Below are 12,838 nucleotides of genomic sequence, written 5' to 3' on the forward strand. Positions count from 1 at the left end.
GTGCCGCCTGCGGGCCCGGCGGGCCTGGGGCGTGTCCGGCTCAGCGGACCCAGCCGGTGAAGCCGCCGCGACCGCCCGCGCCCTTGCCCCGGCCCGGCGCGCTCGCCCGCCCCCCACCGTCGAGGGAGACGGACACGGCCCGCACGAGCCAGGCGTTGACCGACAGCCCCTCGGCCGCCGCGGCGCTCTCGGCCCGGCCCTTGAGGTGGGCGGGGAGGCGGAGGTTGATCCGCACCATGGTGTCGTCGTCGGCCTCCGTGCCCTGCGGCGCGGCCACCGCGGGAGCCACGACCGGCTCCTGCGCCTCCCGCACCGGCTCGGGCACCGGCGGCGGCGTCACCACGAACTCGGGATCGAGCCCGCGCAGCCGTACGTCGACCGAACCGGGCGCCAGCTCCCGGGTGACCTCACCCATGGCCGCGGAGAGCACGTTGAGCAGGGCCAGCCGGGCGGCGGACTCCAGGGGGGCGCTGAGCCGCTCGGCCAGGGCGCGGGCTTCGTCGCCGCCGGCGCCCGCGGCGACGGCGAGTTCCCGCCGGAGATTGTCGACGTAAGGGGTGAGGTCCATGGAGCCATCATGGCACACACATGGCACCACTTCGAGCCACAATGGCGCCCGACACTCAGGATCGCCCCTGACCTGCGGCATTACCGCCAAGCATGCCGGAATGGCACCGCACAAGCCCCCCGGATGACCAAAGATGGCACCACATCGACACCGCGTGGCACCACGCGGCGCACCCCTGCCTCCGCGTGGCACACCCACCCCGCAGCCGAAGCCGGACGCACCGACGGCTGGCGCCACGCGCGCGAAACAACCGGGCGTGCGCCGCCCGAAGCCGCCCGGAAATGAATGAAGCTCAGGTCAGAGCGCATCCGACCTGAGCTTCACGCTGAGCCCCCTGTCGGATTCGAACCGACGACCTACGCAATACAAGGGCAGCACATCGGCCATGATGACCCCTCCCATGATCATTACTGAGAGTTGTTATCTCATGACTCTGGGTACTCATGGTCGCGGTTGCCTGAACGACGATTGCGCTACGCCGGAGGACCTTCATCTGGCTGCCCTCGGGAGTGGGCGGAGCGGTGGGACCACAGGGAGAACGGACGCCCCCGAGCATGGCCACATCGTATTCGTGCCCGGGAGCCGGTGGCCTCTCGAGGTTAGAGAATCGCCCGGGCGACCCGCTGCCTCAGCCGCTCATCGGAAAAGCTCTCCACCGTGCGCCATGCTGCATCGGTGACTTCTTCGGCCTGCAGTTCGCCGATGTCGGCAGTGGTACGGAAGAGGAAGCGGAAGTCGAAGTGCTGATGGGCGGGCTCGCTCTTGGTCGGATCGGCGGCGATGGGGTGGATATCGATGTGCAGTGGGATCTCGCTGTGCGGGGTGACGACCTGGGGTGGGATGCCGGTCTCCTCGGCGAGCTCACGGCCAGCGGCCTGCAGGAGCGTGTCGTCCGAGGGTTCGATGTGACCACCGGGCAGCAGCCATTTGCCGGTGGCGTTATGGAGGATGTGCAGGACGCGGCCGTCACGGCCGACGAGGATCGCCCCCGCGGTGACGTGTCCCGGCAGGGACTTGCGGCTGGTGAGGTCGTCGCCGTCGTCGAGGAGGCCCTGGACGACGGTGATCTCGCGCTTGTCCTCGGGGTGCTGGTCGAGGTACGCGGTGATGGTGGTGCGGATGTGCTGGGCCGTGATGGGCATGGTGATCACCTGTTGAAGTAGGAGAGCCAGGTCGCCGCGATGGCCTCGCGGTCAGGTGCGGAGACCTCGTGGATGCCAGGGGTGAGGTCCCCGTGGGTAAGCATCCTGATCGCGGCGAGGATCTCGGCCTGGATCAGGAAGATGAACGGTCCAACGCTTGCGCCGTGGATGAAGTTGACGGCATTGCCGCCGTTCGCCAGATAGAAGTAATGGCCGGTGGTCTGGTAGCGGGTGACGTGGTCGCCGACGACCGTGCGGGTGTAGACGTCCGGCAGGCCGGCGAGGTCGAGCTCGTCCTCGCTGGAGGTGACGGTGGCGACGTAGGCGCCGTTGCGCAGGTGGGAGAAGTCCTCGCCGCGCAGGGAGACCGCGCCGGTGGCGCAGAGCACCAGCCCGGCACCCGTGAGAGCGGTCTCACGGTCGCGGGCGACGGTGAACCCCTGGGACAGGGCCTGAGTACGTCGGACGGGGTCGATGTCGAAGACGGTGACCTGGACGCCCTTGGCGTGCAGGAGCCTGGCGATGGAGGAGCCGAGCTTGCCGAAGCCGATCACCAGGGCGGGGCGGCCGTGGAGGATGTCGCCGCGGCCACGCATGACGGCCTCGGTGGAGAACACCACGGACTGGCCAACGAGGAAGTCCTCGGGGTCCTTGAGCGGGGAGCGGGCCACCGAGACCACAGGGCAGGGCAGCTTGTCGAGGGCGTCGTAGCGGCGGTGGCCGTTCTCGGTGTCCTCGACGACGCCGACCAGGCGACCGGTGAAGCGGCTGTGGAGGTCGGTGAGGGTAGGGGAGAAGTAGCCCCCGACGTCGAGGAGGGCGACGGATTCTCCGGCGGCCCGGGATTCGAGGTAGTCCAGTGCCGTGTCCGGGTCGGCGAACAGTTCGCGGGTGAGCGAGTCGACGGCGACGGTCCGCTCGGTCTCACGCTGGGCGGCCGGGTCGACGGACTTCGGCTTGGGCAGCACCGCCGCGAGCCGGGTCATCGAGGCGACGGCACGGACGAATGCGGGGCGCTCGGCCAACAGGTGAGTGATCAGGAGCGACGAGGTCTGCTCGTCGGGGGCGAACTGGGCGGCGATCCGGGCGAAGTAGGCGTCCAGCTTGGCGCGTTCGAAGGTTTCCATCTCAGTTCCCTCTCGTCCGTACAACCGGAACGTGCAGGAGGTTTCAGGCGGTCAGCGGGTGCGGGCCATCCCGTACAGCAGCCGGTCGGACCGGCTTGCCGTACCCAGGTAGGTGTCGAGCTGGGATGCGTCGGCGGACTGCGACAACGATTCCAAGCCGAGCAGGAGAACGGCTGTGCCGGTGCGGGCGACCAGAGCCGTCCAGGCGGGGCGGCTCGGCAGCCGCAGCCTGTGGAAGGCGCCGGGGAAGTGCAGAAACACTTGGTCGCCAATGATGTGCAGGCAGCGGCCGGCGTCCGGAACCACGTCCTCTGCCCGGCCCAGTCCGCCGAGGCTGTCCGCGAGACACCGCATGCGGGCTTCGAGCGCGTCAGCGGTGTCGGGGAGAGCCGGGGCAGGACTGTGCGTGATCAGGATGTGGGCGATCTCGCGGTCGTCCGGACCGATGCCCGGCCAGCTCCAAGCAGCGAGCGAGAGCAGTAGTCGGGGCTCAGGTCCGGTCGGAGTAGGGATGGCGGTCACGCCCGGTTCCCTCCCGCGCCCTTGAAGGAGGACCAAACGATCTTCCCGAAAGGCGTGCGGTCCTGCACTCCCCAGTCGTCGGCGAGCGCGGCCACCAGGACCAGGCCGCGTCCGGACAGGTCGGTGTCGGCGGCCTCACGCGTCTTGGGGCGTTCGCGGCGGCTGTCGTGCACCTCCAGGCGTACGCCGTCGTCCTCGGCGTCGAGGCGGACCAGGAATCCGTGGTCGGAGACGGTGCCGTGGACCAGCGCGTTCGTCGCCAGCTCGGAGACGCAGAGACGGACATCGTCGATCCGTTCACCACGGCCCCACCCGGCCAGGGTCGCGGTGGCGAATTCCCGCGCCTGTTGGACGGATTTGGGAGTGACCTCGAAGAAGCGCTGGTCCGTTTCGATCATGGGTGTCCTCATGACTCGGCGTCCAGGAGGCGGGCGGGTCCGCAGCCGTGGCGGGGAGCAGTGCCACTGGAGGCGCCCGACGCGCGCGCAGGGCAGGGCCGCCGGACGAGCAGTAGCCGGGAGCCGGCCGCCTCAATCCACCGACCGCGCTCAGCGGCTATCGCCTTCGGGCCAAGGTGGGACGCGGCCGGGGCGAGTACGCCGTAGACGTCCGGCAGGGCCAACACGTCCAGCAGACCAGTGAAGGCCGCCGAACCGGGTCCGGCACTCGCCTCGCGATCAGTGAAGACGCCGGACAGCTCCAGCTCGTGCCTGCGGCAGTACTCGGCGAGCGAGGCGGCCAGCGCCTCTTGCCTGGCTTCGGAGACCCGCACCAGCCGCAGGAATCCGTAGATGACAGGCCCGCTGACCGGGCGATGTTCCGTGAGGGGTTCCATGCTGGGGACCGTCCAAGGAGTCGGCAGGTGGTGACGCTCCTGAGCATGGAGGTCCCCGAACTCCTGGCCAATCACCCGTCGTTCTACTTCCGTTCCACTTCCGTCCCGCCGCCCCCGGGCATCTGCTTCGATGACGGTGGAAGGGAGCAAGGCGTGGCAACCGTGCACCACTGGACCGGCCTGGAGGCCAGGGCTCTGCGTCTCGCTCTACGTCTGAGCGTGCGGGCCTTTGCCGAGCACCTCGGTGTGGCCGTCGCGACGGTCTCGAAGTGGGAGAGCAAGCGCGCCGAGACCGAGCCCAGACCTGACACCCAGGCCATCCTCGACACCGCCCTCGGACGCGCTGACGCTCCCGCCCACCTGCGTTTCGAGACCCTCCTGTCCGAGATGGCCAGCACCGTGCAGAACGCCGGGCGGCGCGTCACCACTGCCGGCCCGCGAGCTTGGGAGTACGAATCGTGGGCCGAGGACCTGGACCGCGTGGTGGTCGCGCTCTCCCGCCAGAACTTCGCCTTCGCCGACAGCCTGCTCAGCCGCTGGCTGACGCGGTACGACGCCAGGGAAATGGACGAGAAGGGCCTGTACCTTTTCGCCCGATCGACTGCGCTGCTCGGTGACGTCAAACGCGACCAAGGCGCTGTGCTCGGACCACTCTCCGCCCAGCACTCCTACACCAGGGCGCGCGCGGTCTTCACCCAGCTCGACATCCCGCGACGTGTCGCGCAGCTCGACCTTTCCCTCGCGGTGATCACGGAAATGTCCGGCAGCCTGGAGGTTGCCGCCCGCCACTACGAAGCCCTCGCCGTCGACGACCGGCTCTCCCGTCGGGACCGTGCCAGGGCCCGCCTGTGGGTGGGCACGGCGCTGAGCAAGAACGGTCGGCACGACTACGCGACCCGCGTCATGCAGGCCGCGACCCGCGACTTCGAGGACCTCACCGAACCCGACGACTGGTCGGTGGCCCACCAGAAACTAGCCCTTGCCCGCCGAGGTGCCGACGACCTCACCCAAGCCCTGCACTACATCGACATCGCCCGCGGCAGTGGAGCCACCGACTCACCGATGCAACGCGTACGGCTGGATACCGCCCATGGCCACATCCTGCTCTCCGACACGGCGACCCGGGATGATGGGCTCCTTGTCCTCGATCGGGCCACGCGCACGGCCGCGCAGTATGGACTCGTCCACCAATTGCGCAGTATCGAGGGCATCAAGGCCATGAACGAGGGGTCGACCGGCCCCCGGCGACGGTGACCAGGGAGAGACGCGTGAGCGACAAGCAGCAGGCCATCACCGAGGACCAGTGGCACCGGGCCGCGCTCATCTGGGACTACCACCAGATGCACCACCAGTTGCGGCCCGTCGACGTGGCGATCGGCCTGGGCAGCCACGACCTCGGCGTCGCCACGCACTCCGCCGAGCTGTACCGCGCCGGACTCTTCTCGACCCTGGTCTTCACCGGCGGCAACAGCCCCACCACCGCCAAGGTCTTCCCCCGAGGCGAGGCCGTCCACTTCCGCGAGCACGCCATCTACCTCGGCGTACCCGCAGAGGCGATCCTGCTGGAACCGGACGCCGGCAACACGGGGCAGAACATCACTCTCTCCCGTCAGGTCCTTGCCGCCGCCGGTATCCACCCGACGACGGTGCTGCTGGTCTCCAAGCCCTATATGGAACGGCGGTCGTTCGCGACCGCCCGCAAGCTCTGGCCCGACGTCGAGATTCTCTGCGCGTCGGAGCCGTTGGAGCTCGACGACTACGTGAAGTCCATCGGCGACGAGAAGCTCGTGCTGGACATGCTCGTCGGCGATCTCCAGCGGGTCATCGAGTATCCGAAGCTCGGTTTCGCCATCGAGCAGGAGGTCCCGGAGGACGTGCATGCAGCGTACGAATCCCTCATCCGTGATGGCTTCATCAGCCGTCTCATCGCTTCCTGACCTGCCGGAGTCGGGCGGGCTGTGTGCCATCCACCAGCCCAATCTGTTCCCGAGACTGACGACGCTGGCCAAGCTGTTCGCGGCGGACTACTGGATCGTCCTGGACGACGTGCAGTTCACCCGCCGCGACTACCAGCACCGAGCCCGCCTCGGCGACCTCGACGAATCGGACCGTCGGCAGTGGATCACCGTCCCTACCCGCCTCCCCCATGGACGTCCGACGCTCATCCGGGACACGTTGATCGACGATCCCGACCGGGCCTGCCGCAAAACTGCGGGGATGCTGCGGCAGTACTACGGTGCGAGCCCCTACTGGCCCGCTCTCGCACAGGCCCTGGCCCCAGTACTGGATGCCTTCGGTACGGGCAGGACCGCCACGGTCGCCGAAACCTCCACGCGTGCTCTGCTCGGCCTGCTCGGCTGGCAGGGCGAGATCCTCACCGGCAGCGATCTGCCCTCCCGGCCAGGGCGTTCCCAGCGGCTCGCCGATCTCTCCGCCATCACCGGTGCCCGCGCCTATCTCTGCGGAACCGGCGGCATGGCGTACCTCGACCCGGCACCGTTCGCCGCCGAGGGCATCGCCGTCACGCCGTTCCGGCCGCCGACGACCGGCATCTGGTCCTCCGGTCGGAGTCTCAGTTCGCTCGGGGCATTGGCGGCACTCGGCCCTCAGGAGGTGGCCACCATCATGCAGAGGCTCGCCTCGGACCACGCCTGATGGCGGCCGCCGCTTGACCGCGGCCTGTGGGCGACTGTTCCGGATCAGCGGTGTGCGCGGGTCGGCCGACTCGTGGGAGTCCCGGCCGGTGTCGGCGGCCGGTCGCTGCGGGAAGGGGCGCCGACGGCTGATGCGGTAGTGCTTCGGTACCCCGACAGTGTGCCCCGTCATGCCCTGCGCAACAGAAAACCCCAGGTCACGGGCTATGTGACCTGGGGTTTCTCGGAGCCCCCTGTCGGATTCGAACCGACGACCTACGCATTACAAGTGCGTTGCTCTGGCCAGCTGAGCTAAGGAGGCGTGCCGGGAGCAGTCTAACCAACCTCGCGCCCGCCCGTCCGCGATAAAGGTGTGCCTCGGACTACTGACAGATCGGGAACCGCCAGGTAGCGTCACGGCAGGTTCGCGTCTGTGGACCAGACCACTCCCTACTCGGATCGTCCGGCACGTTCCTGCCGGTTGAGGAGAAGATTCAGCATGGCCAGTGTCACGTTCGACAAGGCGTCCCGCGTCTACCCCGGCTCCACGAAGCCGGCCGTGGACCAGCTCGAGATCGACATCGCGGACGGTGAGTTCCTCGTCCTCGTCGGTCCCTCCGGTTGTGGCAAGTCGACCTCCCTGCGCATGCTCGCGGGTCTCGAGGACGTCAACGGCGGTGCGATCCGCATCGGTGACCGCGACGTCACGCACCTGCCGCCGAAGGACCGGGACATCGCCATGGTGTTCCAGAACTACGCGCTCTACCCGCACATGTCCGTCGCGGACAACATGGGCTTCGCGCTGAAGATCGCCGGTATCAACAAGACGGAGATCCGGGCGAAGGTCGAAGAGGCCGCAAAGATGCTGGACCTCACCGACTACCTGGACCGCAAGCCGAAGGCGCTCTCCGGTGGTCAGCGTCAGCGTGTGGCGATGGGCCGGGCCATCGTGCGTGAGCCGCAGGTCTTCCTCATGGACGAGCCGCTGTCGAACCTCGACGCCAAGCTCCGTGTCTCCACCCGTACGCAGATCGCCTCGCTGCAGCGCCGCCTCGGCATCACCACCGTGTACGTCACCCACGACCAGGTCGAGGCCCTCACCATGGGCGACCGGGTCGCGGTGCTGAAGGACGGGCTGCTCCAGCAGGTCGACTCGCCGCGCAACATGTACGACCGCCCCGCGAACCTCTTCGTCGCCGGCTTCATCGGCTCCCCCGCGATGAACCTCGTCGAGGTCCCGATCACCGACGGCGGCGTGAAGTTCGGCAACAGCGTCGTCCCGGTCTCCCGCGAGGCGCTCTCCGCCGCCGCGGACCGTGGCGACACCACCGTCACGGTCGGCATCCGCCCCGAGCACTTCGACATCGTCGAGCACGGTGGCGCCGCCGCCAAGTCGCTGACCAAGGACGCCTCCGACGCGCCGGCCGGTCTCGCCGTCTCCGTCAACGTCGTCGAGGAGCTCGGCGCCGACGGCTTCGTCTACGGCGGCGCCCAGGTCGCCGGCGAGCACAAGGACCTGGTCGTCCGTGTCGGCGGCCGTGCCGTCCCGGAGAAGGGCACCGAGCTGCACGTCGTCCCGCGCCCGGACGAGCTGCACGTCTTCGCGACCTCCACCGGTGAGCGGCTCACCAACTGACGCCCCGCCCGCCGTACGCCCGGCCCCGCACCCCCGCAAGGCGCAAGGGGGTGCGGGGCCGTTTGCGTGGTCCCGGCTGGTTTGGGTTTCGGTGCCGGGCGACGTCAAATACCCCGGCACACAGGGCATTTCGCCCCGGTTCGTCAACCTCGTATTCGAAAGGGCGCGTCGAACCATCCCCCGCGAGGGTGACGAATTGTCGCCAGGTCATCACTGGCCGCTACGCTCGCTGCGTGACCCACACCGCGCGCCGCATCGGCCGATCCCTCGCTCTCGTCCTGCCCGTCGTCATGGTTCTGTCCGGGACCCTCGCGGTCACCAGCGTTCCGTGGGCGGCGTCGGACAACGACTCCCAGCTGCTGGCCGCCTCATCGGAGACCGTGTCCAAGCCCGCGAAGCCGCACGCCCCGCAGGACGTCCTGCGCGAGAAGCTGCTCGTGGAGCTCCAGGAGAAGGACCCGGGCACCGCGCTCACGGGCCTCCAGCGCGCCGTCGAGCAGCGCCCCTCGCTCGCCCGCCACTGCATGTCGATCGCCCGGGCCCTCGGCAAGGCGGCCGTCGAGCAGTACGGCCCGACCCGTGCGCACCGCTTCTCCCGGCCCGTCTGCGACACCTCGTTCGCCTCGGGCGTCGCGCAGTTCAGCTGAGCCCGGGAGGCGGCCGCGCGGAGCGGTGCCCTCCGTCGGCGGGCACCGCATATCGTGCCTGCCATGCATACGTATCCGACGCAGGCCGTGATCCTTGCCGGTGGCCAGGGGTCGCGGCTGCGGCCGTACACCGACGACCGCCCCAAGCCGATGGTCGAGATCCCCGGGACCGGGACTCCGATCATCGGCCATCAGCTGTCCTGGCTGGCCGCCGAGGGGGTCACCGACGCCGTGGTCTCCTGCGGGCATCTCGCCGAGGTGCTCCAGGAGTGGCTGGAGGCGGCCGTGCTGCCGCTCCGGGTCACCACCGTCGTGGAGACCGAGCCGCTGGGGCGCGGCGGCGGACTGAAGTACGCGGCCGGGCGGCTGCCCGATCCGGAGCAGCCCTGGTACGCGACCAACGGCGACATCTGGACGCGCTTCTCCCTGCGGGAGATGGCCGCCTTCCACGCGGAGCGCGATGCCACCGCCACCCTCGCGCTCGCCCGGCCCCGGATCCCGTGGGGCGCCGTGGAGACGGACGCGTTCGGGCACATCACCGACTTCATCGAGTCGCCGCCGTCGCCGTATCTGATCAACGCCGGGGTTTACGTGTTCTCGCCGGCGTTCACGGAGCTGCTGCCGGACCGGGGCGACCATGAGCGGACCACGTTCCCGCGGCTGGCCCGCGAGCGCCGGCTGGCCGGGTATCCGCTGCCGAACGGGGCGTACTGGCGGGCCATCGACACCGCGAAGGACCTGACCGAAGCGGCCCGCGAGCTCGGTTCCCCCACCGCCTGACGGACACCGGCACCCGCAGAACGCGCACGCACGGGGCGGCGCCCACCCGGTCTTCCGTCCGGGTGGGCGCCGTCCTGTGTGCCGTCACATCCTCACTGTCAGCCGAGGAGGCCGCCGATCGGGTTCCGCCCTCCGCCGCCCGAGGTCGATCCCTCGCCGCCGGAGGAGGTGGAGCCGCCGGTGGGTGCCGGTTCGCCGCCGCCGGAGGAGGCGTCGCCGCCGGTGGAGCCGGACGAGGCGGGTCCGGCACTGGTGGCGGCCGGGGGCTGCTGCGGGGTGGACTGCTGCGGGGGTGCCTGGCCGGTGCCCTGGGTCTGGCTGGGCCGGGTGTCCGCGCCGGTGCTCTGGCCGCCGGAGTCGCGGGTCGCGCCCGGGGTCGCCTGCCCGGGGGCGGGTGCGGTGGCCGCGCCGGAGCGGGTGGGCTCCGGCTGTCGCTGCTGCTCCGGCGTACGGGAGGCCTGGCGTTCGCCGGTGGACTCCTGGGGCAGCGGCATGCCGGGGAGGCGGTTGGTGGGGTTGTCGTTGCGGCCGGGGACGGTGACGACCTCGGTGGAGCGGACGGCGCCGCCGAGGATGGAGCCGATGAGCAGGGTGAGGCCGACGACGACCGTGGCGACGACGGTGCCCCGGCGCAGGACCCGGCGGCGCAGGTCCCAGATCTCCGAGCGCGGGCCGAGCTTGCGCCAGGCTTCCCCGGCCAGTCGGCCGTCCACGGAGTAGACCGGGGCACCCGCGATGATCAGCGGGCTCCACGCGGCGAGCAGGATGATGTCGGGGGCGTCGTACACCGCGACCGAGCGCCAGCTGACCGTCACCAGCAGCGCGGCGGAGAGCAGCGCGCCGAAGGCGGCGGCGACCCGCTGCCAGAGGCCGAGGACGGTGAGCACGCCGACCACGACCTGGAGGAAGGCGACGGTGAGTCCGGCGCCGACGGGGTGGGAGAGGGCGAAGTCGCGCAGGGGCTCGGCGAGCGCCCACGGGTGCAGGGAGGTCAGCCACTTGACCATCGAGCCGCGCTCGCCGCCGTCGAAGTAGACGGGGTCGCACAGCTTGCCCATGCCGGCGTAGATGGCGATGAAGCCGAGGAGCACCCGCATGGGGAGCAGGACGACGCCCAGGTTCATCCGGTGGCCGGGGTAGTAGGCGTGCCGGACGGGGTCGTTGCCGTGGCGCCGGGCGCGGGAGTCCGCGGCTTCGTCGTAGTCGTCGTCGACGCCGTCGGGCCGGCCGGGGTCGTCGGGTCGGTCGACCGGGTCGTCGTACGCGCCGACGGCCTGCCGCATGGGCGGCAGCAGCGGTCCGGTGCGTCCGGGCTGGTGGGGGGCGGTCAGTACGGGGTTGGGCTGCGTCTCCTCCAGGAGCGGGATGACCTGCGTCGCGCCCGCTTCGTGCCCGTGCCCGCCCCCGGAGACCCCGCCGAGTCCGGCGTCGAGGTGTCCGGCGGTGGAGTTGCGCACGGCCTGGAGGAGGCCCGTCGCGCCGGGGTCGCCGGGAGCGGACCTGCCGCTCCAGACGACCGGTGCCCGCCTGCGGCCTCCGGCGGCGCCGCTCATGGCGGGGATGCGGGCCGTTTCCGCGGGGGCACCGCGCAGCCGTGCGCGCTGGCCCGGGGCGAGCTGCACCCGGAAGCTGGCGTGGTTGACGATGACCTGCGCGGGGTCGCTGTCCACCTTGGTCATGCTCAGGGCGGGTTGCTCGTCGAACCGAGGCGTTCTGGTGTCCACACTCATCTAACCGAGTGATGTGTGCTTAGGACACTGCCTTGACCGCACCGGATGTGTCCGAGACCCGTCAAGATCAGGCCAAACTCGGGCATCCTGGATCTGTGTTCGGCGTTCGCGCGTCAACTCGCGGATCGGGCGATCCGGTTGCCGGGCGCGTGGCCGCGGCGCGAACGCCGCGGCCCCGTCGCGCCGGGGCGCGGACTCCGCGCGCGGCTATCCGCGGCGGCGCGCCACCTCGTACAGCACGATGCCCGCGGCGACACCGGCGTTGAGCGACTCCGCGCCGCCCGGCATCGAGATCCGGACCCGGTAGTCGCAGGTCTCGCCGACGAGCCGGCCGAGGCCCTTGCCCTCGCTGCCGATGACGATGACGACCGGGCCGGCCAGCTGCTCCAGGTCCTCCACCGTGTGCTCGCCGTCGGCGGCCAGGCCGACGACCGTGAGGCCCGCCTTCTGGTAGCCCTCCAGCGCGCGGGTGAGGTTGGTGACCCGGGAGACCGGGGTGCGGGCCGCCGTGCCGGCGGAGGACTTCCACGCTCCGGCGGTCATGCCGGCCGCGCGGCGCTCGGGGACGACCACGCCGTGGCCGCCGAACGCGGAGACCGAGCGGACGATGGCGCCGAGGTTGCGCGGGTCGGTCACCCCGTCGAGGGCGACGATCAGCGGGTCCTCGTTGTTGTCGTACGCGGCGGCGGTGAGGTCCTCCGGGTGCGCGTACTCGTACGGCGGGACCTGGAGGACGAGGCCCTGGTGGTTCAGGCCGTTCGTCATCCGGTCCAGCTCGGGGCGCGGGGCCTCCATCAGGTTGATGTTGCCGCGCTCGCTCGCGAGCTTGAGGGCGTCCCGGACGCGCTCGTCGTTGTCGATGTACTGCTGGACGTAGAGGGTGACGGCGGGCACGCCGTCGCGCAGGGCCTCGTAGACCGGGTTGCGGCCGACGACCATCTCCGAGGTGCCCTTCACGCCGCCGCGCCGGGGCGCGGGACGGCGGGCCGCGGCCTGCTTGGCCTGGGCGTTGGCGACCCGGTTCTTCTTGTGCCCCTTACGGGCGGAGGCGGGCGGCGTCGGTCCCTTGCCTTCGAGACCACGGCGTCGCTGGCCACCGCTGCCGACCTGCATGCCCTTCTTGTTGGACGTGCGGCGGTTCCTGCGTTGGCTGTTCCCGGCCATGATCTACCTGTTTCGTTGCTTTCAGACGTACGTACGTATAAGGAAAGTGTGCCG

General features: G+C 70.4%; 14 protein-coding genes and 1 tRNA gene. 6 read left to right on the forward strand and 9 right to left on the reverse strand.

Features of this window, described 5'->3' with window-relative positions; all coding sequences use genetic code 11:
• Positions 1-40: 40 nt before the first annotated feature.
• From IG90_RS0128275 to IG90_RS0128305, 6 genes are all read right to left on the reverse strand, one after another.
• The gene (locus IG90_RS0128275) at positions 41-568 is read right to left on the reverse strand and encodes a toxin-antitoxin system HicB family antitoxin (RefSeq protein ID WP_030590435.1); all 528 of its coding nucleotides are present in this window, start codon (positions 566-568) and stop codon (positions 41-43) included.
• A 599-nt stretch (positions 569-1,167) separates the two neighbouring features.
• Entirely contained in the window at positions 1,168-1,710 is a 543-nt protein-coding gene (locus IG90_RS0128285) for an NUDIX hydrolase (RefSeq protein ID WP_030590438.1), read from the reverse strand.
• 5 nt (positions 1,711-1,715) lie between these two features.
• Complete coding sequence (locus IG90_RS0128290; protein WP_030590441.1) at positions 1,716-2,837, reverse strand: adenosylhomocysteinase; 1,122 nt, start codon at positions 2,835-2,837, stop codon at positions 1,716-1,718.
• 51 nt (positions 2,838-2,888) lie between these two features.
• Complete coding sequence (locus IG90_RS0128295) at positions 2,889-3,359, reverse strand: hypothetical protein (protein ID WP_030590445.1); 471 nt, start codon at positions 3,357-3,359, stop codon at positions 2,889-2,891.
• The gene (locus IG90_RS0128300) at positions 3,356-3,757 is read right to left on the reverse strand and encodes an ATP-binding protein (protein WP_030590448.1); all 402 of its coding nucleotides are present in this window, start codon (positions 3,755-3,757) and stop codon (positions 3,356-3,358) included. Before IG90_RS0128300 ends, IG90_RS0128295 begins: the two co-directional genes overlap by 4 nt.
• A gap of 8 nt (positions 3,758-3,765) precedes the next feature.
• Positions 3,766-4,194 (reverse strand): hypothetical protein, encoded by a 429-nt coding sequence (locus IG90_RS0128305; protein ID WP_030590450.1) that lies wholly within the window; start codon positions 4,192-4,194, stop codon positions 3,766-3,768.
• A 153-nt stretch (positions 4,195-4,347) separates the two neighbouring features.
• On the opposite strand from IG90_RS0128305, the gene IG90_RS0128310 reads away from it, so the two are divergent.
• From IG90_RS0128310 to IG90_RS0128320, 3 genes are read left to right on the forward strand one after another with little or no spacing between them, the layout of a single operon-like run.
• Entirely contained in the window at positions 4,348-5,448 is a 1,101-nt protein-coding gene (locus IG90_RS0128310) for a helix-turn-helix domain-containing protein (protein ID WP_030590452.1), read from the forward strand.
• Between the two features lie 14 nt (positions 5,449-5,462).
• A complete protein-coding gene (locus IG90_RS0128315; protein WP_030590455.1) occupies positions 5,463-6,131 on the forward strand; it encodes a YdcF family protein in 669 nt (222 codons plus the stop codon).
• Complete coding sequence (locus tag IG90_RS0128320) at positions 6,100-6,849, forward strand: WbqC family protein (RefSeq protein ID WP_233436178.1); 750 nt, start codon at positions 6,100-6,102, stop codon at positions 6,847-6,849. The genes IG90_RS0128315 and IG90_RS0128320 overlap by 32 nt, the downstream gene beginning before the upstream one ends.
• 226 nt (positions 6,850-7,075) lie before the next feature.
• Here the strand turns inward: IG90_RS0128320 and IG90_RS0128325 are convergent.
• A tRNA-Thr gene (locus IG90_RS0128325) sits at positions 7,076-7,149 on the reverse strand.
• Positions 7,150-7,326: 177 nt separating this feature from the next.
• Between IG90_RS0128325 and IG90_RS0128330 the strand changes: the two genes are divergently transcribed.
• From IG90_RS0128330 to IG90_RS0128340, 3 genes are all read left to right on the forward strand, one after another.
• Entirely contained in the window at positions 7,327-8,463 is a 1,137-nt protein-coding gene (locus IG90_RS0128330; protein ID WP_030590457.1) for an ABC transporter ATP-binding protein, read from the forward strand.
• Between the two features lie 233 nt (positions 8,464-8,696).
• On the forward strand, positions 8,697-9,110 hold the full coding sequence (locus IG90_RS0128335; RefSeq protein ID WP_030590459.1) for a hypothetical protein: 414 nt from the start codon (positions 8,697-8,699) through the stop codon (positions 9,108-9,110).
• Between the two features lie 63 nt (positions 9,111-9,173).
• Complete coding sequence (locus tag IG90_RS0128340) at positions 9,174-9,890, forward strand: nucleotidyltransferase family protein (protein WP_030590461.1); 717 nt, start codon at positions 9,174-9,176, stop codon at positions 9,888-9,890.
• Between the two features lie 98 nt (positions 9,891-9,988).
• Here IG90_RS0128340 and IG90_RS0128345 read toward each other — a convergent pair whose 3' ends face one another.
• Both IG90_RS0128345 and rlmB read right to left on the reverse strand, forming a co-directional pair.
• On the reverse strand, positions 9,989-11,620 hold the full coding sequence (locus IG90_RS0128345; protein WP_233436177.1) for a DoxX family membrane protein: 1,632 nt from the start codon (positions 11,618-11,620) through the stop codon (positions 9,989-9,991).
• A 207-nt stretch (positions 11,621-11,827) separates the two neighbouring features.
• A complete protein-coding gene (gene rlmB, locus IG90_RS0128350) occupies positions 11,828-12,784 on the reverse strand; it encodes a 23S rRNA (guanosine(2251)-2'-O)-methyltransferase RlmB (protein ID WP_030590466.1) in 957 nt (318 codons plus the stop codon).
• Positions 12,785-12,838: the final 54 nt, after the last annotated feature.

Origin of the sequence: Streptomyces anulatus, from assembly GCF_000721175.1 — a bacterium.
Classification (GTDB): Bacteria; Actinomycetota; Actinomycetes; order Streptomycetales; family Streptomycetaceae; genus Streptomyces; species Streptomyces anulatus_C.